Origin of the sequence: Bordetella genomosp. 2 (assembly GCF_002261345.1) — a bacterium.
GTDB lineage: Bacteria > Pseudomonadota > Gammaproteobacteria > Burkholderiales > Burkholderiaceae_B > Bordetella_A.
The window spans coordinates 393,132-412,594 of record NZ_NEVT01000006.1; the positions used below are offsets into that span (position 1 = coordinate 393,132).

Below are 19,463 nucleotides of genomic sequence, written 5' to 3' on the forward strand. Positions count from 1 at the left end.
CGGGCGTCGCCCGGCCTGCCGCGCCTGTCAGGGATACAGGCCGCGCACCTGGCGCGCCTGCAGGATACGCGTGCAGGCGACGATGAACGCCGCCGTGCGCAACGTCACCTTGTGCTCCTTGGCCATTTGCGACACCGCGGCATAGGCCTCGCGCATCAGGCGCTCGAGGCGGTGGTTGATCTCCTCCTCGCTCCAGAAGAAGCTGGAGAAGTCCTGCACCCACTCGAAGTAGCTGACCGTCACGCCGCCGGCGTTGGCCAGCACGTCGGGCACCACGTACACGCCGTTTTCGCGCAGCACGTCATCGGCCTCGGGAGTGGTCGGGCCGTTGGCGCCTTCCACGACGATCTTGGCGCGCACTTTGTGGGCGTTGGACTGGTTGATCTGGCCTTCCAGGGCGGCCGGGATCAGGAATTCGGTCTCGAGCTCCCAGAACTGCGCGTTGTCCAGCACCTCGGCGCCGCTGAAACCGGCCACGCCACCCTTTTGCGAGACGTGCGAAAGCAGCTTGTGCACATCCAGGCCGGCCGGGTTGTAGACCGTGCCGGTGTGGTCCTGCACGGCGATGACCCGCGCGCCGGTCTCGTGGAACAGGCGCGCCGCCGTGCCGCCCACGTTGCCGAAACCCTGCACCGTGACGCGGGCCTGCGAGACGTCGATGTTGCAATCGCGCGCGGCTTCGCAGGCGGTCACGAAGACCCCGCGCCCGGTCGCCTCGACCCGCCCCAGGCTGCCGCCCAGCGCGATCGGCTTGCCGGTGACCACGCCGGTGGCGGTGGACCCCTCGTTCATCGAGTACGTGTCCATCATCCACGCCATGGTCTGGGCGTTGGTGTTCACGTCCGGCGCGGGGATGTCTTTCGACGGCCCGATGATCACCCCGATCTCGGAGGTATAGCGGCGCGTCATGCGTTCGATCTCGGCTTGCGAGAGCGTGCGCGGATCGACCCGGATACCGCCCTTGGCGCCGCCATACGGCAGGTTGACGGCGGCGTTCTTCACCGACATCCAGGCCGCCAGGGCCATGACCTCGGAGAGGGTGACATCCTGGTGGAAGCGCACTCCGCCCTTGCCCGGCCCGCGCGAGGTGTTGTGCTGCACCCGATAGCCTTCGAAGTGGGCGATGCTGCCGTTGTCCAGCTCGATCGGCACGTCCACGATCAGGGCGCGCTTGGGCCGCTTGAGCGTTTCCACCCAGCGCGCCAGCGGTCCCAGGTAAGGCGTGACGCGGTCGACTTGCTGCAGGTAGATGCCCCAGGGGCCGAGGTGTTCGGCATCCAGGTACGACGGCAAAGCATGGGAAGGCTTATCGGACATGAGTGAAATCTCCAGGCTGGACTGGCGTCATTGTAGCCAGCAAAATTTATGTCGTCCCCATTAAAACTGAAAAAATTTAAATGGGGACTTAACATGGAGAACCGGCTCTGCGTGGCCCTGCCCTGCCATCTTACGGCGACAGCAATTGCCAAGCCAATCTGGCAGCCACGCGCGCCGTGCGCTGGTCGATATCGAACGCCGGGTTGCATTCCGCCAGGTCGGCCAGCCGCAGCTTGCCGCTCTGCTTGACCCGCAGCACGATCTCTTCCACCACCGGCAGCGGGACGCCATAGGCGGCTGGCGCCGACACGCCGGGCGCCACCGCCGCGGGCAGCACGTCGATATCGACCGTCAGGTAGACGTGGCCGGCGGCAGCCAGCAGGCGGTCCAGGTCGGCCAGGCGGGCGTCCAGGAAGCGTTCCTGCAGGTCGCGGTCCTCGACCCAGGCCGCGCCGATCTCGGCCGCGCGCGCGTACAGGGCCGCGGTGTTGCCCAGCCGCGAGACCCCGTAGCAGGCGTATTGCCAGGCATGGCCGTGCGCGGCGCAGTGCTCGGCGATCTGGTCGAACGGCGTGCCGGAACTGGCGGGCCGCCCGGTGCGCAGGTCGAAATGGGCATCCAGGTTGAGCACCAGCACCGGCTGCCGGTCGCCGCGCCGGTCCAGCCACCGGCGCAATCCCTGGAAGCTGCCCCATGCCACTTCATGGCCGCCCCCCAGCACCAGCGGGCGCGCACCGGCCGCGAGCACCTCGGCGACCCGTGCGGCCAGCCTGTCCTGGGCGGCCTCGAGGTCGCCGTCGTCGCACACGACGTCGCCCGCGTCGACCAGCCGCTCGTAGCGGTGCGCCGGCAACCCGGCCAGCGCGCGGCGAATCGCCGCCGGCGCCTGGGCCGCGCCGGTGCGCCCCTGATTGCGCGCCACGCCGGCATCGCAGGCGAAACCTATCAGCGCGGGGTCGGCCGGCGCGATTCCCTGGCTGGCGGCCGCGACAACGTGCGCCAGGCGGCGGGTATCGCCGCGCTCGCCGCTGTCGTCGCGGGCGCGCCAGACGGTCCGATCGAGGCCGGCGCTCATGCGGCCCCCTGCGCCGCAGGGCTCAGCACGGCCTGCAAGAAGGCGCGCGCGCGCGCCTCGCGCGGCGCGGTGAAGATCACGTCGGGCGGGCCGGACTCCACAATGGTGCCGCCGTCCATCACCGCCACCACGTCGGCCACTTCACGCGCGAAGCCCATTTCATGCGTCACGACCATCATGGTCATGCCTTCCTTGGCCAATACCTTCATGACCTGCAGCACTTCGCCCACCAGTTCGGGATCCAGGGCCGAGGTCGGCTCGTCGAACAGCATGACCTCGGGCTCCATCGCCAGCGCGCGGGCAATCGCCACGCGCTGCTTCTGGCCGCCCGACAGGCTGGCCGGCATCGCCTGCATCTTCTGCGCCAGGCCGACCTTGGCCAGCAGTTGTCCGGCCAGCTCCTCGGCCGCCGCGCGTCCCATGCCGCGCAGCGTGCGCGGCCCGACCGTGACGTTGTCCAGCACCGACAGGTGCGGGAACAGATTGAACGACTGGAACACCATGCCGACACGCGTGCGCAAGCGGTTGAGCCGGGCCTCGGGCATGGGCTTGCCATGGTCCAGCAACGCCTCGCCGCAGATATCGATCGTCCCACCCTGCGCCACTTCCAGTCCGTTGCAGCAGCGCAGCAAGGTGCTCTTGCCGGAGCCGCTGGGGCCGATCACCACCACGACCTGCGAACGCTGCACATCGAAGTCGATGCCGCGCAGCACCTCCACGGCGCCGAACGATTTGCGCAACCCGCGGATGCGGATCATTTCCTCTTGCTGGTTCATTGCACCATTCCTCCAGCGCGCAGGCGGTGCTCGACCCGGCGCAGAACCGTCGTGGTCGCCGTGGTCAGCACCAGGTAGATCAAGGCGATCACCAGGTACGTCTCCAGCGAGCGGTACGACACGCTGATGATCTTCTGCCCTTCGTGCATCAGGTCGTGGATCGTCAGCAACGACACCAGCGCCGAGTTCTTGATGAGGGCAATGAATTCATTGCCCAGCGGCGGGATCATGCGCACCACCGCCTGCGGCAGGATGATGATGCGCATCGCCTGGCCGCTGGACATGCCGAGCGAACGCGCCGCCTCGGTCTGGCCGCGGTCTACCGACTGGATCGCCCCGCGCACGATCTCGGACACATAGGCGCCCGAATACATGCCCAGGCCGAGCACGCCGCAGGCGAAAGCCGGCAGCATGATGCCGAACTGAGGCAGGCCGAAGAACCAGATGAACAGCTGCACCAGCAGCGGCGTGCCACGGAAGCACAACAGGTACAGGCTGCACAGTCCGTACAGCGTGCGCCGCTGAGGATTGAGCCGGCCCACGCCGACCAGCAGGCCGATCAGGCAGCCCAGCAGCAGCGCGCAGGCGGTGACTTCGACGGTCACCGCCGCGCCGCGCAGCAAAGCGTCGAAGTCGGCGAAAACAGGAGAAAAATCGAGGTTCATTTGGCGCCGGCCTCGAACCACTTGGTGACGATGCGGTCATACGTGCCGTCGGCCTTGAGCTGCTTGAGCGCCGCATTCAGCGCGGCGGTCAGCTCCGGCTGGTTCTTCGCCACCGCGATCCCGTACTGCTCGGTGGTGATCTGTTCGTCCAGCACGGTCAGCCCGGGCGCGCTTTGCGCGAACAGCTTGGCGGCCGGCTTGCCGGTCACGGCCGCGTCGGCGCGGCCGACCTGCACCAGGTTGAACATTTCCTGGTTCTTCTCGACTTCCACGCGCTGCACCTTCGGATAATGCTCCTTCAGGTAATTGACCGACTTGGTGCCCACCTGCACCGACACCTTGCGCCCGTCCAGATCCTTCAAGGTCTTCACCGGGCCGTCCTTGCGCGTCAGCACCACCAGGCCGCCGGCGTAGTACGGGTCGGTGAAATCCACCACGTTGCGGCGCGCATCGGTGATGTAGATGGCCGAGACCGCCATGTCGGCGCGTCCGGCCTGCAGCGCCGGGATCAGCCCTTTGAAGTCGATGTCGATCCACTCGATCTTGCGGTTCATGGCCTTGCCCAGCGCCTCGATCAATTCGATGTCGAAGCCGGTGCGCTGCCCGTCCTTGACGAACTCCATGGGCGGGAAGGTGGCGTCGGTGACCACGCGCAGCGGGTCCTGGGCGTGGGCGGGGGTGCTGCCCCAGGCCAGTCCCAGCACCAGGGCGGCGGTCAGCAATTGGCGGCGAGTTTTCATGTGGTTTCCTCTTGGATAGTAAGAATGTGAAACGTGGAACGGCGGTTGGACTACGGCGGGATGCAATCAGCGGCTTTGCAATCGGCCCGAAATACGCCGGGCCGCGGCGATTGTCATGTCGATGAGCGCGCTGGCGCGCAGCGCGGCGCGGGTCGAAGGCGCCATCAGCGTGATGGAACCGACGGCCTGGTGCGGGCGCTGGAATACCGGCACGCTCACGCCCCAGACACCCGCGTCCACTTCGCCGTCCGTGACGGCGTAGCCGGCGGCGCGGATCGACTCGAGGCCGGCCGCCAGCGCGGCGACATCAGCACCGGAGCGCTGCAAGTCGTCCAGCAGCGCGTGCAGCCGCGCCGCCGGCATGAAAGCCATCAGCGAACGCGCCGAGGCGCCGCGCACCAGCGGCAGCCCCCGGCCTTTCACGAACGAGCAGCGCAGCGGGTGCTGGCTTTCGACCATGTCCAGGCACACGGCCTGGTCGCGCATGGCCACCAGCAGCCCGACCGTCTCGCCGGATTCGGCCGCCAACCGCGCCATGTCGGGCTGCGATTCCTGCACCAGGAAGGACGATTGGTCGAACCCCCAGGCCAGCTGGACGCACAGCGGACCCGGGCCATACTCGCCGCCCTGCTCCGCGACGAAGCCCCAGCGCTTGAGCAAGGCCACCTGCCGGTACAGCGTGCTTTGCGCCAGGCCGGTCTTGTCGGCGAGCGCCGCGATCGACAGCGGCCCGTCATGGCGCGCCAAGGTGGCCAGCACGAAAAGCACCCGGTCGGCGCCGCCGGCGATGGCCTGCTCCTGCATGGTGGGACTCCGAATGACGAGTAGGGAGACGCAGCTTAGTCTCTTTTTCTCAATTTTCTATGCCTGCATTCCCGATTTATGAGAATCATCCGGGAAAACACGGATGCCGACGTCCTGCGCCGGCATCCCGACCGCTTACATCGTGTTGCCACCCGAGGCCGCGCTGTAATACACCGTCGATAGAATGAAGTCCCTGCCCTGAATGTCCTCATTTCCCGCTTCTTACGAGGCTCCACATGGCTACTGGCTTTCATTCCGCGTCCGTCATATTGCGACGGTCGAACGACACCCTGACGCTCACGCCCTGGCAAGCCACTGGCACACGCCGCGCCAGCCGGCGCGCCGACCGGGCCGGCGCCGAATCCCTGCTGCGGCTGTTCATGCACGACGACAGCAATCGCCTGGCGGTCATGCGCCTGTGCCACGAGGTCGAGCCGGGCTATACGCTGGCCGGCTCGCAGACGCCCGCCGGCGCCGCCCAGCACATGGCGGCACTGATCGCCAACGGCAAGGTGCTGGCCGCTCGCACCGGCGAGACGGCCCAGTACGCGGACGGCCAGTTCCCCTACACCATCAGGCAGCTGGCATTCCTGCCCGCGCAAGGCACGGGGGTCAACGGCTCGTATTTCCTGCGCGGCCACTACACCGTGCAAGGCAATGTCATCACCGTCTCGGCCATGGGCTATACCGCCGCCATGCATAAAGGCACGGCCAGCTTCTTCGCGTCGGCCCGCCTCGACATCGACGGCGCGCCAGGCGAACCGCATTCCCTGACGCTCGACGAGCCCGGCTACTGGCCGTCGGATGAGTACGTGCCGGTCGGCTCGGCCAGCTGGCAGTTGCCCGAGGTCCGCCATGGCCAATCGGTGACGCTGGTGATTTCCGGCGGCTATGTATTCAGCGCCGCCGCCGGCCGGGCCGCGCCCATGCCGGCCACTACCGAGCGCGACTTTCCGCTGGCCCTGAACTGATGCCCATGCTTCGGCGCGGCCTCCCGCTCGGCTGGCTGCTCGTCGCCGCGGCATTGGCGCCCGTCCATGGCACGCTGGCGGCGGCAGACCCGCTGCCCGAGGCGCGCGCCGCGTACCACGCCGCCCAGGGAGATCCGGGCCGGCTGCAGGCGGCGCTGGCGCTCGCAAGCGATGCCGTGCGGCAAGCGCCCGGCGACGCCGAAGCCCGGCTGCTGCGCGCCGACATCCGCACGGCCTTGCACGACTACCCGCAGGCGCTGGCCGACTACCAACAGGTAGCGGACGCCGATCTGCCGGCGTCCCGCAAGATGATGCAGTGTCTGTTGCGCGAGCGCGTGCAACCCGTGCCGCCGCCGCTGGACTGCTATGCCGATGCCGGCCGGCGCTATGCCGCGGGCGGGGCGCGGCCCGCCGGCGACCCCAACTACGTCATGGCACAGTTGCTGGCCGACACCCCGGAGGCCGGCCGCCTGGCCGACGCGCTGCTGGAGGCGACGCCGCCCGGCCCGGAGCGCGAGATCCGGGAGATGCTGTTCAAGGATTTCGACCGTGCGCGCTACCTGCGCTCGGTCTTGCCATGACTGCGTTCACCCGCTATTCGTAGGTATCGAGGCGCACGCCCGAGACGCCTGAAACCGAGGGTTGCGCCGGCTCGACCGGTGCGGGCGACGCCGGCTCGGGCGCAGGCGCGGGAGCCGCGGCGGCGGGTCCGGCGGACGGCGCCGTCCCGCTCCGCTGGGCCTCGCGCCGCGCCTGCGCCTCGGCGATCAGCGTGGCCAACTCGCGCGCCAGCTTGCGCTGCTTGCCCTCTTCGGCCCAGTCGGCCGCGTTCTTGCCCTTCAGGTCGCGCGTGGTGACGTCGGCGCCGGCGTCCAGCAGCAATTGCACCATGTCGCGGCTGCCCGAGAAGCCGGCCATCATGAAAGGCGTCGTGCCGTCCGGCGACGGCGCATTGACCATCGCCTGGTGCGCCAGCAGCAACTTCGCCGTCTCCACGTGGCCCTTCGAGGCCGCATAGTGCAGCGGGGTCCAGCCGAGCCGGTTGACCTTGGCGCCCCGCGCGATCAGTTGCCGGGCGCGCTCCGTCTGGCCCGCCACCGCCAGGTACATCAGCGCCGTCTCGTTGGCGGGGTTCGTCGCTTCCAGGTCGGTGCGCGGATCGGCCGCCAGCACATCGAAGACTTTCCAGGCGCCGTCCACCACCGCGCGCATCAACGCCGGCTGCCCGTTCTTGTAGCGCACGTTGGGGTCGGCCCCCGCGGCCAACAGCTCGCGGATCTCGGGGGCGTGGTCATTGTGCACGTACACCCACCAGTTCTGCTGCGACGCCGCCGCCAGGGAGGGTGTCGTCCAGGCAGCGGCGCAGGCCAGCCCGGCGGCGGCCAGGGTCAATCGCAGAGTCTTGGTGGCAGGACGCTTCATAGAAATCACATTAAAAGTAGAACTTTAAACAATCAACTTTAACTATTCGACTTTAATTTATCTTTCTATCTTGTTGAAAAGTCTGAAGAAATTTTCCGTCGACGCCTCTGCCACCTGCTCGACCGGCATGCCCTTCAGGGTAGCGATCTTCTCGGCCACGTGGATCACCTTGGAGGGGTCGTTGCGCTTGCCGCGATACGGCACCGGCGCCAGGTAGGGCGAGTCGGTCTCGATCAGCAGGCGGTCCAGCGGCATCTTGGTTGCCACCTCGTGCACGATGCCGGCGTTCTTGAACGTCACGATGCCCGACAGCGAAATATGGAAGTTCAGGTCCATGGCGGCCTGCGCCATTTCCCAGGACTCCGTGAAGCAATGCATCACGCCCCCGACTTCGGCGGCGTTCTCCTCGCGCAGGATGCGCAGGGTATCCGCCACCGACTCGCGGGTATGGATGATGAGCGGCAGGCCGGCCTGCCGCGCGACGCGGATATGGCGGCGGAAACGCTCGCGCTGCCAGTCCAGCGGCTCGCTGAGCCGGTAGTAGTCCAGCCCGGTCTCGCCGATGGCGACGACCTTCGGATGGCGCGACAACTGCAGCAATTCCGATTCGGTGGGGTCCGAACTCGCCTCGTAGTCGGGATGCACTCCCACCGACGCCCACAGGTTGCGGTGCGGCTCGACCAGTTCGATCAGGCGCGGCCAGTCCGGCAAGTCGACGCTGACCACCAGCGCGTGCGTGACCCGGTTGGCGGCCATGCTCTGCAGAATGGCGGGCAGGTCCTGGGCGAGATCGGGAAAATCCAGATGGCAATGCGAATCGACGTACATGGAATATTCGGGAAGAACGGCGTCCCGCTCGATGCCCGCCAGGCGCGCCGGCGGGCGAACAGGGACTATGACTGGCAGGATAGCACCATGCGCTGCAGCGTCGCATGGGCGAACAATTTGGCGTTGAGGGGGTGCGTGGCCAGGCGGCGCTGCTGCGTCAGCCAGCGCGCCGCCTCCGCCAGGCGCACCGCGTCGGCGCGCGCCGCGGCTTGCCCCACCGGCTTGGCCAGGGACGGGAAATAGCGCACCGGGGCGCCGGCCCCGGCCAGCATCAGGTCGGTGGACAGGCGCTGCAGCGCATCGATCCACTCCAGCGGCGCGCTTTTTTCCAGGCTGTCGGCCAGCGTGCCGATATCCGGCGCCTGCCCCTGGGCCAGCGGATTGACCAGTTGCGCCAGCCAGGCCGGACAGGCCTGGTCGCCACTCTGGGCCAGGCGCAATGCGGCCAGCGGCGCGCCGCCGGCCGCCGCCAGCCATTCTTCGGCGGCATCGACGCCCTGCCCGCGCAGCCATTGCAGGGCCTCGTCCGCGCCCGGCGCCGGCAGCGGCAGGCGCCGGCAGCGCGATACCAGCGTGGGCAACAGGCGGTCCGGCGCATCGGCCACCAGCAGGAACACCGTATGCGCGGGCGGCTCTTCCAGCACTTTGAGCAAGGCGTTGGCCGAGATGACATTCAAGGCCTGGGCCGGGTACAGCAGCGCCACGCGCCAGCCGCCCCGGTGAGTCGCGGTGTTGAACCAGGATTCCAGCGCGCGGATCTGGTCGACGCGGATTTCCTTGGAGGGCGCCCGCTTGGCGGCGCCGGTGGCCGCCGGCTCGGCCTCGTCGGCGCCGTCGGCCGCCTCGGCGCCTTCCTGCAACGCCACCGCCTCGGGACGGATGCGCCGCAAATCGGGGTGGTTGCCGCTGGCCACCCAGGTGCAGGCGGGACACTGCCCGCACGCCAAGTGGTCGCGCGGCGCTTCGCACAGCAGGCTGGCCGCCGCGGCGGCGGCGAAATCCAGCTTGCCGATGCCGGCCAGGCCGTGCACCAGCCAGGCGTGCGCGAAGCGCTCGCGCCCCGCCAGCCAGGCCCGGGCCGTTTCGTGCTGCCAGGGCAGGAAAGCGGCCACGCTCATGCGGCCCCTCCCGCCAGCGCGCGCAGTTCGGCATCCAGTTGGGCGCGCACCTGCTCCATGGGCCGGCTCGAGTCGACGATGCGGATGCGCTGCGGATGCGCCGCCGCGCGGGCATGATAGGCGGCGCGCGTGCGCTCGAAGAACGCGGCTTCCTCGCGCTCGAAGCGGTCCGGCTGGCGGGCATCGGCCAGGCGCGCGCGCGCCAATTCAAGGGGCACATCGAACAGCCAGGTGCGGTCCGGCTGCAGCGCCGGCCGCAGCCATTGTTCCAGCGTCGCCACGCGCTCGGCGCCCAGCTGGCGGCCCCCGCCCTGGTAGGCATAGGTGGCGTCGGTATAGCGATCGCACACGACCCAGTCGCCGCGCGCCAGCGCCGGCTCGATGACCTGGCTGAGGTGCTCGCAGCGGGCCGCGAACATGAGCAGGGTTTCGGTGTCGAGGGTCATGGATTCGGACAGGACCAGCGTGCGCAGGGCCTCGCCCAGCGGCGTGCCGCCCGGCTCGCGGGTCGCCACGACCGTGAACCCCATGGCGCGCAGCGTATCGGCGATCCAGGCCGCGTGCGTGCTCTTGCCGGCGCCGTCCACGCCTTCGAGGGTGATGAAGCGTCCGCGTGCGGTCATTGGTCCCGGCCCAGAATGTAGCGCGCCACGTTGCGATTGTGTTCGGACAGGTTAGCCGAAAATTCGCTGGTGCCGTTGCCGCGCGAAACGAAGTACAGGTATTTGTGCCGCTCCGGCTGGACGGCGGCCAGCAGCGCCGCGCGCCCGGCGGCGGCGATCGGCGTGGGGGGCAGCCCGGCCCGTGTATAGGTGTTCCAGGGGGTGTCGGCGCGCAGGTCGCTGCGCCGGATGCGGCCCTGGTAGCGCTCGCGCATGCCGTAGATCACGGTAGGGTCGGTCTGCAGCATCATGCCCAGCCGCAGGCGATTGATGAACACGCCGGCCACGCGGGTGCGGTCGGGCCCGTGGCCCGTCTCTTTTTCGATGATGGACGCCAGCACCAGCGCCTCGTAGGGGCTGTCCAGCGGCAGGTCGGGCTGGCGCTCGGCCCATGCCTTGGCCAACACCTGCTGCTGCTGCTGATAAGCCTGCCGCAACAGGTCGAAATCGGTCGTGCCGGGCGTGAATACATAGGTATCGGGGAAAAACAGCCCCTCGGGCTCTTTGATGGGCGAGCCCAGGCGGGTCATCAGCGCTTCGTCGCTGATGTCGCCCAGCGTCTGCTTGACGTCGGGATTGGCGCGCAGCGCCTGGCGGATCTGGGCGTAGGTCCAGCCTTCGACGAAAGTGATCTGGCGCTGCACCATTTCACCGCGCGCCAGCCGCTCCAGCAATTGCCATGGCGAATCGCCGGCGCGGGCCTCGTAGCCGCCCGCCTTGATCAGCTTGTCGCGCTCGGACAGCCGCGCCATCCAGGCAAAACCCTCTTCCCAGATGGGAATGCCCGCCGACTTCATGGCGCGCGCCACCGCGCGCGGGGTGCTGCCCGGGGCGACGATGAACTCGACTTTATCGGCGGGCAAGGTCATGGCGCGGTTCATCCAGGTCCATGCCCCGCCCGCGGCGAGCGCCGCCAGCAGCACCAGCGACAAGCACGCCAGCAGAAAATAGAAACGAAGCTTTTTCATAAGAGTGCGCAGTTTAATGGATGATGGCGGACGAGGCGGCGGCTGCGTCCCTGTTGCGGACGGGGCTTTGGCGCGCCCGGCCCGCCGCCGCGGGTATCATGGCCATGTCCGGGCGCCAGCGCGGCGCCCGCCTCTCGCATTCCATACGCCATGCACGCTTTCTTTGATTCGATTCCCGCCCAGGCCGATGGTTCGGCGCACCTGGCCCCCCTGCCCGACTACGCGGTCATCGCCGCCTCCGGCGCCGATGCCCTGTCGTTCCTGCACGGCCAATTGACGCAGGACATCACGGGCTTGCCGCCCGACGCCGCCCGGCCGGGCGGCTATTGCACGGCCAAGGGGCGCCTGCTGGCCACGCTGGTGCTGTGGCGCGCCGCGCCCGACCCGCAGGCCGGGTCCGATGGCCCCCAGCTGTACGCCCTGGTGCGGCGCGACGTGGCCGACGCCCTGGCCAGGCGCCTGTCGATGTTCGTGTTGCGCGCCAAGGCCAAACTCGCACCCGCGCCGGTGCAGGCAGCAGGCGTCTGGTGCGAGCCGGAGCGCCTGGCGGCCCTGCAGGCCGCCGCCGGCGGCCCCCTGCCGACCGCGCCCTGGCAGCGCGTCGACCTGCCCGCCGGCACCTGGATCGCCGCGCCCTCGGCCGGCACGGCCTTGCGCTGGTGGTGGCTCGCCACGGACGCCCAACTGGACCAGGCCGCCGCGCTGGCGCAGCTGTTGGCGCGCGGCGACGCCGAGCAATGGCGCTCCGACGACCTGGCGGCCGGCCTGCCCTGGGTCGGCGCCGCGACCCAGGATCTGTTCATTCCGCAAACCGTCAACCTGGACCTGCTGGGCGGTGTCAGCTTCACCAAGGGGTGCTACCCGGGCCAGGAGGTGGTGGCGCGCAGCCACTACCGCGGCACGATCAAGCGCCGCACCGCCTACGGCCGCCTGGACGGCAGGGGCGAGGCCCCCGCCGCCGGCACCGATATCTACGACGCCACGCAGCCGCAGGAGCCCTGTGGCCGTGTCATCGAGGCTTCGCGCACGGCGGTGTTGTTCGAGGTGGCGCTGTCCGCCCTGGCCGCCGGCGAGCTGCGGGTGGCGGCCCCGGACGGCCCGCACATCGCCGTGGCGCCGCTGCCCTACGCGCTGGAAGAAGGCGCCGGCCGGCCCTAGACCGCGACGCCGAACAGCGCGCCCACCCCGGCCGTCAACAGCATGGCCAGGCCTCCCAGCACCGTGACGCGCAGGGCCGCCGGCGCGACCGGGGCGCCGCCGGCCTGCGCGGCGATTGCCCCCAGCACCGCCAGCCAGACCATGGACGAGGCCGTGACGACCGCCACGATGTGCTCGACCGGCACCAGGGCCGCGGTCAGCAATGGCAGGGCGGCCCCGCTGGCGAACGACAGTGCGGAGGCCACGGCGGCCTGCACCGGCCGCGCCCGGTTGTGCACCGAAATGCCGAGTTCGTCGCGGGCGTGCGCATCCAGGGCGTCGTGGCGGGTCAGCTGCTCGGCCACCTGGCGCGCCAGGCCGGGCGACACGCCGCGTCCGACGTAGATATCGGTGAGCTCCTGCAGCTCCTGGGCGGAATTGCCCGTCAGGGAGCGCTGCTCGAGCCGCAGGTCGGCGGCCTCGGTGTCGGCCTGCGACCGCACCGAGACGTATTCGCCCGCCGCCATCGATAGCGAGCCCGCCACCAGGCCCGCCAGGCCGGAGGTCAGCACCGCCTCGTGGGCGGCGCTGGCCGCGGCCACCCCGGCGATCAGGCTGGCGGTGGAAACGATGCCGTCATTGGCGCCCAGCACGGCGGCGCGCAGCCAGCCGGCGCGGAAAATACGGTGATGTTCCTTGGCGGGCATACGTCGGCTAGCGCGGCGTCACCCGCACGGCGGTCATCAGGCCCGCCACGCACTGGGTGGCCTGCCCGCCGCGGTACGCGATGACCTCGACCTGGCAGACCGCGAGCCGCCGGCCGGCCTTGAGCACCCGGCCCGTGGCCAGGAAGCGCTCGCCGTCGGCGGGCGCCAGAAAATTCATCTTGAACTCGGACGTGAGCACGTCCTCGCCCGGCTCGAACAGCGACAGCGCCGCGTAGCCGCCGGCGCTGTCGGCAATCGTGGTGCCGATGCCGGCATGCAGGTAGCCGTTCTGCTGGCACAGGTCGGGCCGGAACGGCAGCTCGATGTCGACCTGTCCCGGCTCGACGCGGCACAGGCGCGCGCCGAACGCGGCCATGACCGTCTGTTTGCCAAAGCTGTCGTATACCCGCTGCCGCGCGGCTTGCGCGGCAGCGGCCGGGTCGATGTGGCCGTTCATTCCTGTTTGCGTGCGTACAGGTTGACGATGCTGGAGAAGTCCAGTTTGCCGCTGCCGGCGGTGCTGTGCAGCGAATACAGGTTGCGCGCCAGTTCGCCCAGCGGGATCGAGGAACGCGTCGACAGCGCCGCCTCGGCGGCCAGGCCCAGGTCTTTCAGCATGAGATCGACCCCGAAGCCGCCGGCGTAGCCCTTGGAGGCCGGCGCGTGTTCCATGACGCCGGGCCAGGGGTTGTAGAGCTCGGTAGCCCAGTTGCGCCCGGAGCTCTTGGCGATGATGTCCGACAGGACCTGCGGGTCCAGGCCGTTGGCCACGCCCAGCGCCAGCGCCTCGGAGGTGCCGGCCATCAGGATGCCCAGCAGCATGTTGTTGCAGATCTTGGCCACCTGGCCTGCGCCGGCCGCGCCGGCATGGAAAATGTTCTTGCCCATGTTCTGCAGCACCGGCATGGCGCGCTGCAGGGCGGCGGCCTCGCCGCCGACGATGAAGGTGAGCGTGCCAGCCGCGGCGCCGCCCGTGCCGCCCGACACCGGCGCGTCGATCATGGCCAGCCCGCGCGCCTGGGCGGCGGCGGCCACCTTGCGGGCCGAGTCGGGGGAAATGGTGCTGCATTCGATCACCAGCGCGCTGGGGTCGATGCTGGCCAGCAGGTCGTCGCCCAGGTACAGGGCCTCGACATGCTTGCTGGCGGGCAGCATGGAAATGACGATCTCGGCGCCCTGCACGGCTTCGGCCGCCGAGCCGGCGGCGCGCGCGCCGGCGTCCGCCAGGCTCTTGACCGCCGCGGGCACCAGGTCGAATACCGCCAGGCTGTGGCCGGCCTTGATCAGGTTGTGCGCCATGGGCGCGCCCATATTGCCCAGGCCGATAAACGCGATGCTGCTCATGTGGGGTCTCCTCGTGGGTGGATGGAATGTGCCGGTAGGCGCCGCTCAGTCTTGCGCCGGGTCCAGGTCGGCCAGCGGATGGGGCTGCCCCGCGGGCCATGGCGGCTCGAAATAGCGCCTTACCCAGTCTGCCGAGGCCTGCTCGAGCGTGGCCGGATTCCACTTGGGTTGCTTGTCCTTGTCGATCAGCAGCGCGCGTATGCCTTCGGCGAAATCGCCCTGCACGGTGCAGGCCAGCGCGGCGACGTATTCGATGCGGAACACGTCGGCCAGCGACCGCAGCCGCGTGTGCTGCTGCAGCGCGAAGGCCAGCCGCGCCGAGCCCGGCGAGCCGGCCAGCATGGTGGCGGCCGCCCGCGCCAGCCAGGGGTCGGCGTGGTCCTTCAGGGCGGCGATGGCCTGGTAGATGTCGGCCAGGTCATTGCCGCTGCACAGGCTGTTGATCTGGAAGGCGTGCTGTCGCAGCGGGCCGGGCTCGAGCGCCGCGGCCGGCTCATGGGCCAGCAGGACGCGGCGCAGCAGCCCGTCGTTGATGGCGCGCGGCGGCGGCGCGCCGTTGCCCGGGCCGCCCGCCTGGCCGGCCCACGGGGCCTGCAGCAAGGCGTCGACCACCCGCGGCCACTCGGCCGAATCGACGCGGAAGTCGGCCACCCCCGCGTAGAAGGCGTCCGAGGCGTTCAAATGGGCGCCGGTCAGGGCCAGGAACAGCCCGGTGCGGCCCGGCATGCGATTGAGCAGCCAGCTGCCGCCGACATCGGGGAACAGACCGATGGAGATTTCCGGCATGGCGATGCGCGTGGTTTCGCTCACCACGCGGTGGCTGGCGCCCATCATCAGGCCCACCCCGCCGCCCATGACGATGCCGTGCCCCCAGCAGAGGATCGGCTTGGGATAGGTATGGATGCGATAGTCCAGGCGGTACTCGCGCTCGAAGAAGGCGCGCGCATGGGTATTGGCCCAGGCGCCCTGCCCCTGGTGCTCCTGCATGCTGCGATACAGGCCGTGCAGGTCGCCGCCGGCGCTGAAAGCCTTGCCGCCTGCGCCCTGCAGCACCACGGCGGCCAGCCCCGCGTCGCGCGCCCAGGCATCGAGCTGGCCGGCCAGCAGGTCGACCATCTCGAGCGACAGGCCGTTGAGCGTCTGCGGCGCGTTGAGCGTGGCAAAGCCCAGCCGCATGCCATTGGCGGCGGTTTTCTCTTCGAACAGCACGGGGGCGTTCATCGGATGTCGGCTCCTTTGTCGAGCAATTGGCGGGCCACGATCACGCGCATGATTTCGTTGGTGCCTTCCAGGATCTGGTGTACGCGAGTATCGCGCACCAGGCGCTCCAGCGGGTAGTCGCGCAAGTACCCGTAGCCGCCGTGGATCTGCTGCGCGTCAAGGCAGACCTGGAAGCCCATGTCGGTGGCGAAGCGCTTGGCCATGGCGCAATAAGTGGCGGCGTCGGGCGAGCCGGCGTCGAGCTTGCAGGCGGCCAGCCGGACCATCTGGCGCGCCGCCACCAAATGGGTGGCCATGTCGGCCAGCTTGAACTGCAGGGCCTGGAATTCCGCCAGGCGGCGCCCGAACTGGCGCCGTTCGTCCATATAGCGCCGCGCCGCGTCCAGCGCGCCCTGCCCGGCGCCCACCGAGCAGGTGCCGATGTTGATGCGGCCGCCGTCCAGGCCCTTCATGGCGATCTTGAAGCCCTCGCCCTCGTTGCCCAGCATGTTGGCGGCCGGCACGCGCACGTTCTCGAACGAAATGGGCCGGGTGGACTGGCTGTTCCAGCCCATCTTTTCTTCCTTGCGCCCATAGCTGATGCCGGCGCTGTCGGCCGGCACCGCGAAGGCGCTGACCCCGCCCGGGCCCGCGCCGCCGGTGCGCGCCATCACGACCAGCAGGTCGGTGTCGCCGCCGCCCGAGATGAATGCCTTGGCGCCGTTCAGGACGAAGGCGTCGCCGTCGCGCTCGGCCCGGGTGGCCAGCGAACCGGCGTCGGAGCCGGCGCCCGGCTCGGTCAGGCAGTAGGAGGCGAGCTTCTGGCCGCTGGCCAGCAACGGGCCCCATTGCTCGCGCAGGGCCGGCTGCCCCCACTGCCCCACCATCCAGGTGGCCATGTTGTGGATGGTCAGGAAGGCGGTGGTCGAGGGGTCGACCGCCGCCATTTCCTCGAACACCAGGGTGGCGTCGAGGCGCGGCAGGCCCAGCCCGCCGATGTCTTCGGCGGCATAGATGGCGCAGAAGCCCAGCTCGCCCGCGCGGGCGAAGGCTTCTTTGGGGAAGATGCCCTCGGCGTCCCAGCGGGCGGCGTGCGGCGCCAGCTCGCCCTGGGCGAAGTCACGAGCGGCCTGGGCAAAGGCGCGCTGCTCGTCGGTCAATTCCAGATCCACGGCTTTGTCTCCTGGTGGTCGGCATCGACGGTGCCGCGGCCGTCTCGTGAACTGCCGCGTCCGCCATGGGCCGATTTTGCATGACGTTAACGTAAACGTAAATCTATCATGGCCATCTTACGCCCGATCGACGCCGGAATTTGTCCTGATCGTGACAATGGGCGCGGGGCCCGGGACCCGCTACAACAGGCCGGGCGGACGCTCGCGGCCCAGCCGGGCGGCCGCCTTGGCGCGGCGGTGCTCGGCGCGGCGTCGGCGCGACACCATGGGATCGTAGGTCAGGGGACGGTAGATTTCGACGCGATCGCCGTCGGCCAACGGCGTGTCGGCACGGCATTGCTGGCCGAAAATGCCCACGCCGCAGGCCCAGGGATCCAGGCCGGGAAACGCCGCGGCCAGGCCGCTGGCCTGCAAGGCCTGGGCCACCGTGGCGCCGGCCGGGAGCGCGAGCGTGCGCTGCCACACCGCCGACGGCATGGCGTGGCACACGCTGACCCGCAGCACCCCAGCCTCACTCGCCATACAAGGCCTGCGCGCGCTTGGTGAACGAATCGATGAAACTGGTGGCGATCCGGTTGAACACCGGGCCCACCACCATTTCGAGCGCCCGGTTGGAAAAGGCGTATTCCATCGTGAACAGCACCTTGCAGGCGTCCTCGGCCAGCGCCTGGAACTGCCAGTGGCCCGCCAGCATCGAGAACGGCCCGTCGACCAGTTCGAGGTCGATGCGCTCGGGGTAGTCGTGCGTATTGCGGGTGGTGAAGCGCTGCTTGAGGCCGGCGAAGCTGATCAGGATGGATGCCTGCATGCCGTGCTCGCTGCGCGACTGGACCTCGGCGCCGCCGCACCACGGCATGAACTCCGGATACTTCTCCACGTCGGCCACCAGATCGAACATCTGCGCGGCGCTGTAGGGAACCAGGACGGATCGCTGTACTTTGTGCATCGGCTATCGCAAATGGCTAGAATGATAGGATTTTACCGGTAGTAGCGCTGCTAGCCGGTTTCCCGCCCCATTTGCGCCTTTATGAGCATCATCGACAACCGCAAGGCCACGCACGACTATTTCATCGAAGACCGCTACGAAGCCGGCCTGGTCCTGCAAGGCTGGGAGGTCAAGGCGATCCGCGAAAACCGCGTGCAGCTCAAGGAAAGCTACGTCATCGTGCGCGACGGCGAGTTGTTCCTGCTGGGCATGCACGTCAGCCCCCTGCCCACGGCCTCGACCCATATCCATCCCGACGCCATGCGCACCCGCAAGTTGCTGCTCAAGGCCGAGGAAATCAGCAAGCTGATCGGCAAGGTCGAGCAACGCGGCTACACCCTGGTGCCGCTCAACCTGCACTACAAGAACGGCCGCATCAAGCTCGACTTCGCGCTGGGCCGCGGGAAGAAGCTGTACGACAAGCGCGATACCGCCCGCGAAAAAGACTGGCAGCGCGAGAAAGAGCGCATGATGAAGCACGACACGCGCAATTCCCGCAAGGACAGCTGATTGGCCCGGCGCCGCGACGGCGGCGCCCAGGCGGGCGGAATGCACCTCCGGTGTCTGACACCCGCAGGGTGCCAGGCGCCCCGCCCCTTGGCGCAGTTGCGCGTCAGCCGGCCTTGCCGGTCTTGACGATGGCCATCGCCGACGCGATCAGCCCGCCCACGTCGGACAGGTTCGACGGCAGGATCAGCGTATTGCCTTCCTTGGCCACGTTGCCGAAGGCCTCGACATAGCGCTCGGCCACTTTCAGGTTGACGGCTTCCATGCCGCCGGGCTGGCGCACCGCGTCGCCCACCTGCGCGATGGCCTTGGCGGTGGCTTCGGCAATGGCCAGCACCGCCGCCGCCTCGCCCTGCGCCTGGTTGATCTGCGCCTGCTTTTCGCCTTCCGAACGGGCGATGGCGGCCTCGCGCTCGCCGGTGGCGATGTTGATCTGCTCCTGGCGCCGCCCTTCCGAGGCGGCGATCAGGGCGCGCTTCTCGCGCTCGGCGGTAATCTGCGCCTGCATGGCGCGCAGGATCTCGTTGGGCGGGGTCAGGTCCTTGATCTCGTAGCGCAAGACCTTGACGCCCCAGTTGAGCGCGGCCTCGTCCAGCGAAGCCACGATGGTGCTGTTGATGAACTCGCGCTCTTCGAAGGTGCGGTCCAGTTCGAGCTTGCCGATGACCGAGCGCAGCGTGGTCTGCGCCAGCTGGGTGATGGCCGAGATGTAGTTCGACGACCCATACGACGCCCGCATGGGATCGGTGACCTGGAAATACAGCACGCCATCGACCTGCAGCTGCGTGTTGTCGCGCGTGATGCAGACCTGGCTGGGCACGTCCAGCGGGATTTCCTTCAACGAATGCTTGTACGCGACCCGCTCGATGAACGGGATCACGAAGCCCGCGCCGGGCGACAGCACGCGGTCGAACTTGCCCAGGCGCTCGACCACCCAGGCATGCTGCTGGGGGACGATGGCGATGGCCTTGACGATGATCAGCAGCGCCAGGACGACCAGTACGATCAGGACGATGGTGGAGGTATCGAGCATGGTGGAGATATCCTGCGTGAGGGAGTGAGGGG

23 protein-coding genes are annotated in these 19,463 nt (G+C 69.0%); 4 read left to right on the forward strand and 19 right to left on the reverse strand.

What is annotated here, in order from left to right; all coding sequences use genetic code 11:
* Positions 1–27: 27 nt before the first annotated feature.
* From CAL24_RS11980 to CAL24_RS12005, 6 genes are all read right to left on the reverse strand, one after another.
* A complete protein-coding gene (locus tag CAL24_RS11980) occupies positions 28–1,317 on the reverse strand; it encodes a Glu/Leu/Phe/Val family dehydrogenase (RefSeq protein ID WP_028356003.1) in 1,290 nt (429 codons plus the stop codon).
* Positions 1,318–1,447: 130 nt separating this feature from the next.
* Entirely contained in the window at positions 1,448–2,392 is a 945-nt protein-coding gene (gene hutG / locus CAL24_RS11985; protein WP_094806825.1) for a formimidoylglutamase, read from the reverse strand.
* On the reverse strand, positions 2,389–3,168 hold the full coding sequence (locus tag CAL24_RS11990) for an amino acid ABC transporter ATP-binding protein (RefSeq protein WP_094806826.1): 780 nt from the start codon (positions 3,166–3,168) through the stop codon (positions 2,389–2,391). The genes hutG and CAL24_RS11990 overlap by 4 nt, the downstream gene beginning before the upstream one ends.
* Positions 3,165–3,833: an amino acid ABC transporter permease gene (locus CAL24_RS11995; protein WP_028356000.1), complete on the reverse strand. Its 669-nt coding sequence runs from the start codon at positions 3,831–3,833 to the stop codon at positions 3,165–3,167. The genes CAL24_RS11990 and CAL24_RS11995 overlap by 4 nt, the downstream gene beginning before the upstream one ends.
* Positions 3,830–4,573 carry a transporter substrate-binding domain-containing protein gene (locus CAL24_RS12000; RefSeq protein ID WP_028355999.1) on the reverse strand — a complete coding sequence of 248 codons (744 nt, stop codon included), beginning with the start codon at positions 4,571–4,573 and terminating at the stop codon, positions 3,830–3,832. The genes CAL24_RS11995 and CAL24_RS12000 overlap by 4 nt, the downstream gene beginning before the upstream one ends.
* A 66-nt stretch (positions 4,574–4,639) precedes the next feature.
* Positions 4,640–5,377 carry an IclR family transcriptional regulator gene (locus tag CAL24_RS12005; RefSeq protein WP_094806827.1) on the reverse strand — a complete coding sequence of 246 codons (738 nt, stop codon included), beginning with the start codon at positions 5,375–5,377 and terminating at the stop codon, positions 4,640–4,642.
* Positions 5,378–5,613: 236 nt separating this feature from the next.
* On the opposite strand from CAL24_RS12005, the gene CAL24_RS12010 reads away from it, so the two are divergent.
* Positions 5,614–6,348 (forward strand): hypothetical protein, encoded by a 735-nt coding sequence (locus tag CAL24_RS12010; protein WP_141218080.1) that lies wholly within the window; start codon positions 5,614–5,616, stop codon positions 6,346–6,348.
* Positions 6,349–6,353: 5 nt separating this feature from the next.
* Positions 6,354–6,929, forward strand: coding sequence for a hypothetical protein (locus tag CAL24_RS12015; RefSeq protein ID WP_141218081.1), 576 nt, complete (start codon positions 6,354–6,356; stop codon positions 6,927–6,929).
* A 13-nt stretch (positions 6,930–6,942) separates the two neighbouring features.
* Here the strand turns inward: CAL24_RS12015 and CAL24_RS12020 are convergent, their stop codons facing one another.
* The 5 genes from CAL24_RS12020 to mltG form a co-directional block, all read right to left on the reverse strand.
* On the reverse strand, positions 6,943–7,770 hold the full coding sequence (locus CAL24_RS12020; protein WP_028355995.1) for an ankyrin repeat domain-containing protein: 828 nt from the start codon (positions 7,768–7,770) through the stop codon (positions 6,943–6,945).
* Positions 7,771–7,827: 57 nt separating this feature from the next.
* Positions 7,828–8,598: a TatD family hydrolase gene (locus CAL24_RS12025; RefSeq protein ID WP_094806829.1), complete on the reverse strand. Its 771-nt coding sequence runs from the start codon at positions 8,596–8,598 to the stop codon at positions 7,828–7,830.
* Positions 8,599–8,663: 65 nt separating this feature from the next.
* Positions 8,664–9,716, reverse strand: coding sequence for a DNA polymerase III subunit delta' (holB, locus tag CAL24_RS12030; RefSeq protein ID WP_028355993.1), 1,053 nt, complete (start codon positions 9,714–9,716; stop codon positions 8,664–8,666).
* A complete protein-coding gene (gene tmk, locus CAL24_RS12035) occupies positions 9,713–10,339 on the reverse strand; it encodes a dTMP kinase (RefSeq protein ID WP_028355992.1) in 627 nt (208 codons plus the stop codon). Before tmk ends, holB begins: the two co-directional genes overlap by 4 nt.
* Positions 10,336–11,346 carry an endolytic transglycosylase MltG gene (gene mltG, locus CAL24_RS12040; protein ID WP_038853963.1) on the reverse strand — a complete coding sequence of 337 codons (1,011 nt, stop codon included), beginning with the start codon at positions 11,344–11,346 and terminating at the stop codon, positions 10,336–10,338. Before mltG ends, tmk begins: the two co-directional genes overlap by 4 nt.
* A gap of 150 nt (positions 11,347–11,496) precedes the next feature.
* Between mltG and CAL24_RS12045 the strand changes: the two genes are divergently transcribed.
* Positions 11,497–12,504: a YgfZ/GcvT domain-containing protein gene (locus CAL24_RS12045; RefSeq protein WP_094806830.1), complete on the forward strand. Its 1,008-nt coding sequence runs from the start codon at positions 11,497–11,499 to the stop codon at positions 12,502–12,504.
* On the opposite strand, the gene CAL24_RS12050 is transcribed toward CAL24_RS12045, so the two are convergent.
* The 7 genes from CAL24_RS12050 to CAL24_RS12080 all read right to left on the reverse strand — a co-directional run bounded on the left by CAL24_RS12050 (position 12,501) and on the right by CAL24_RS12080 (position 17,852).
* A complete protein-coding gene (locus CAL24_RS12050; protein WP_028355989.1) occupies positions 12,501–13,190 on the reverse strand; it encodes a VIT1/CCC1 transporter family protein in 690 nt (229 codons plus the stop codon). The two genes, CAL24_RS12045 and CAL24_RS12050, sit on opposite strands and share 4 nt — an antisense overlap.
* 7 nt (positions 13,191–13,197) lie before the next feature.
* A complete protein-coding gene (locus CAL24_RS12055; RefSeq protein ID WP_094806831.1) occupies positions 13,198–13,647 on the reverse strand; it encodes a PaaI family thioesterase in 450 nt (149 codons plus the stop codon).
* Positions 13,644–14,534 (reverse strand): 3-hydroxyisobutyrate dehydrogenase, encoded by an 891-nt coding sequence (gene mmsB, locus CAL24_RS12060; RefSeq protein ID WP_094806832.1) that lies wholly within the window; start codon positions 14,532–14,534, stop codon positions 13,644–13,646. The genes CAL24_RS12055 and mmsB overlap by 4 nt, the downstream gene beginning before the upstream one ends.
* Before the next feature lie 45 nt (positions 14,535–14,579).
* Positions 14,580–15,755: an enoyl-CoA hydratase/isomerase family protein gene (locus CAL24_RS12065; protein ID WP_028355986.1), complete on the reverse strand. Its 1,176-nt coding sequence runs from the start codon at positions 15,753–15,755 to the stop codon at positions 14,580–14,582.
* Complete coding sequence (locus CAL24_RS12070; RefSeq protein ID WP_028355985.1) at positions 15,752–16,906, reverse strand: acyl-CoA dehydrogenase family protein; 1,155 nt, start codon at positions 16,904–16,906, stop codon at positions 15,752–15,754. The genes CAL24_RS12065 and CAL24_RS12070 overlap by 4 nt, the downstream gene beginning before the upstream one ends.
* Before the next feature lie 180 nt (positions 16,907–17,086).
* Positions 17,087–17,428, reverse strand: a complete 342-nt coding sequence (locus CAL24_RS12075) for an RnfH family protein (RefSeq protein WP_094806833.1) — start codon at positions 17,426–17,428, stop codon at positions 17,087–17,089.
* Positions 17,418–17,852, reverse strand: a complete 435-nt coding sequence (locus CAL24_RS12080) for a type II toxin-antitoxin system RatA family toxin (RefSeq protein WP_028355983.1) — start codon at positions 17,850–17,852, stop codon at positions 17,418–17,420. Before CAL24_RS12080 ends, CAL24_RS12075 begins: the two co-directional genes overlap by 11 nt.
* Positions 17,853–17,933: 81 nt before the next feature.
* Between CAL24_RS12080 and smpB the strand changes: the two genes are divergently transcribed.
* Complete coding sequence (smpB, locus tag CAL24_RS12085) at positions 17,934–18,401, forward strand: SsrA-binding protein SmpB (RefSeq protein ID WP_028355982.1); 468 nt, start codon at positions 17,934–17,936, stop codon at positions 18,399–18,401.
* 103 nt (positions 18,402–18,504) lie between these two features.
* On the opposite strand, the gene CAL24_RS12090 is transcribed toward smpB, so the two are convergent.
* Positions 18,505–19,431: an SPFH domain-containing protein gene (locus tag CAL24_RS12090; RefSeq protein ID WP_028355981.1), complete on the reverse strand. Its 927-nt coding sequence runs from the start codon at positions 19,429–19,431 to the stop codon at positions 18,505–18,507.
* Positions 19,432–19,463: the final 32 nt, after the last annotated feature.

What these genes read in the sequence shown, in the direction of transcription:
- CAL24_RS11980 (WP_028356003.1), bottom strand. Translation starts at nt 1,317, where the DNA reads ATGTCCGATAAGCCTTCCCATGCTTTGCCGTCGTACCTGGATGCCGAA.
- hutG (WP_094806825.1), bottom strand. Translation starts at nt 2,392, where the DNA reads ATGAGCGCCGGCCTCGATCGGACCGTCTGGCGCGCCCGCGACGACAGC.
- CAL24_RS11990 (WP_094806826.1), bottom strand. Translation starts at nt 3,168, where the DNA reads ATGAACCAGCAAGAGGAAATGATCCGCATCCGCGGGTTGCGCAAATCG.
- CAL24_RS11995 (WP_028356000.1), bottom strand. Translation starts at nt 3,833, where the DNA reads ATGAACCTCGATTTTTCTCCTGTTTTCGCCGACTTCGACGCTTTGCTG.
- CAL24_RS12000 (WP_028355999.1), bottom strand. Translation starts at nt 4,573, where the DNA reads ATGAAAACTCGCCGCCAATTGCTGACCGCCGCCCTGGTGCTGGGACTG.
- CAL24_RS12005 (WP_094806827.1), bottom strand. Translation starts at nt 5,377, where the DNA reads ATGCAGGAGCAGGCCATCGCCGGCGGCGCCGACCGGGTGCTTTTCGTG.
- CAL24_RS12010 (WP_141218080.1), top strand. Translation starts at nt 5,614, where the DNA reads ATGGCTACTGGCTTTCATTCCGCGTCCGTCATATTGCGACGGTCGAAC.
- CAL24_RS12015 (WP_141218081.1), top strand. Translation starts at nt 6,354, where the DNA reads ATGCTTCGGCGCGGCCTCCCGCTCGGCTGGCTGCTCGTCGCCGCGGCA.
- CAL24_RS12020 (WP_028355995.1), bottom strand. Translation starts at nt 7,770, where the DNA reads ATGAAGCGTCCTGCCACCAAGACTCTGCGATTGACCCTGGCCGCCGCC.
- CAL24_RS12025 (WP_094806829.1), bottom strand. Translation starts at nt 8,598, where the DNA reads ATGTACGTCGATTCGCATTGCCATCTGGATTTTCCCGATCTCGCCCAG.
- holB (WP_028355993.1), bottom strand. Translation starts at nt 9,716, where the DNA reads ATGAGCGTGGCCGCTTTCCTGCCCTGGCAGCACGAAACGGCCCGGGCC.
- tmk (WP_028355992.1), bottom strand. Translation starts at nt 10,339, where the DNA reads ATGACCGCACGCGGACGCTTCATCACCCTCGAAGGCGTGGACGGCGCC.
- mltG (WP_038853963.1), bottom strand. Translation starts at nt 11,346, where the DNA reads ATGAAAAAGCTTCGTTTCTATTTTCTGCTGGCGTGCTTGTCGCTGGTG.
- CAL24_RS12045 (WP_094806830.1), top strand. Translation starts at nt 11,497, where the DNA reads ATGCACGCTTTCTTTGATTCGATTCCCGCCCAGGCCGATGGTTCGGCG.
- CAL24_RS12050 (WP_028355989.1), bottom strand. Translation starts at nt 13,190, where the DNA reads ATGCCCGCCAAGGAACATCACCGTATTTTCCGCGCCGGCTGGCTGCGC.
- CAL24_RS12055 (WP_094806831.1), bottom strand. Translation starts at nt 13,647, where the DNA reads ATGAACGGCCACATCGACCCGGCCGCTGCCGCGCAAGCCGCGCGGCAG.
- mmsB (WP_094806832.1), bottom strand. Translation starts at nt 14,534, where the DNA reads ATGAGCAGCATCGCGTTTATCGGCCTGGGCAATATGGGCGCGCCCATG.
- CAL24_RS12065 (WP_028355986.1), bottom strand. Translation starts at nt 15,755, where the DNA reads ATGAACGCCCCCGTGCTGTTCGAAGAGAAAACCGCCGCCAATGGCATG.
- CAL24_RS12075 (WP_094806833.1), bottom strand. Translation starts at nt 17,428, where the DNA reads ATGGCGAGTGAGGCTGGGGTGCTGCGGGTCAGCGTGTGCCACGCCATG.
- CAL24_RS12080 (WP_028355983.1), bottom strand. Translation starts at nt 17,852, where the DNA reads ATGCACAAAGTACAGCGATCCGTCCTGGTTCCCTACAGCGCCGCGCAG.
- smpB (WP_028355982.1), top strand. Translation starts at nt 17,934, where the DNA reads ATGAGCATCATCGACAACCGCAAGGCCACGCACGACTATTTCATCGAA.
- CAL24_RS12090 (WP_028355981.1), bottom strand. Translation starts at nt 19,431, where the DNA reads ATGCTCGATACCTCCACCATCGTCCTGATCGTACTGGTCGTCCTGGCG.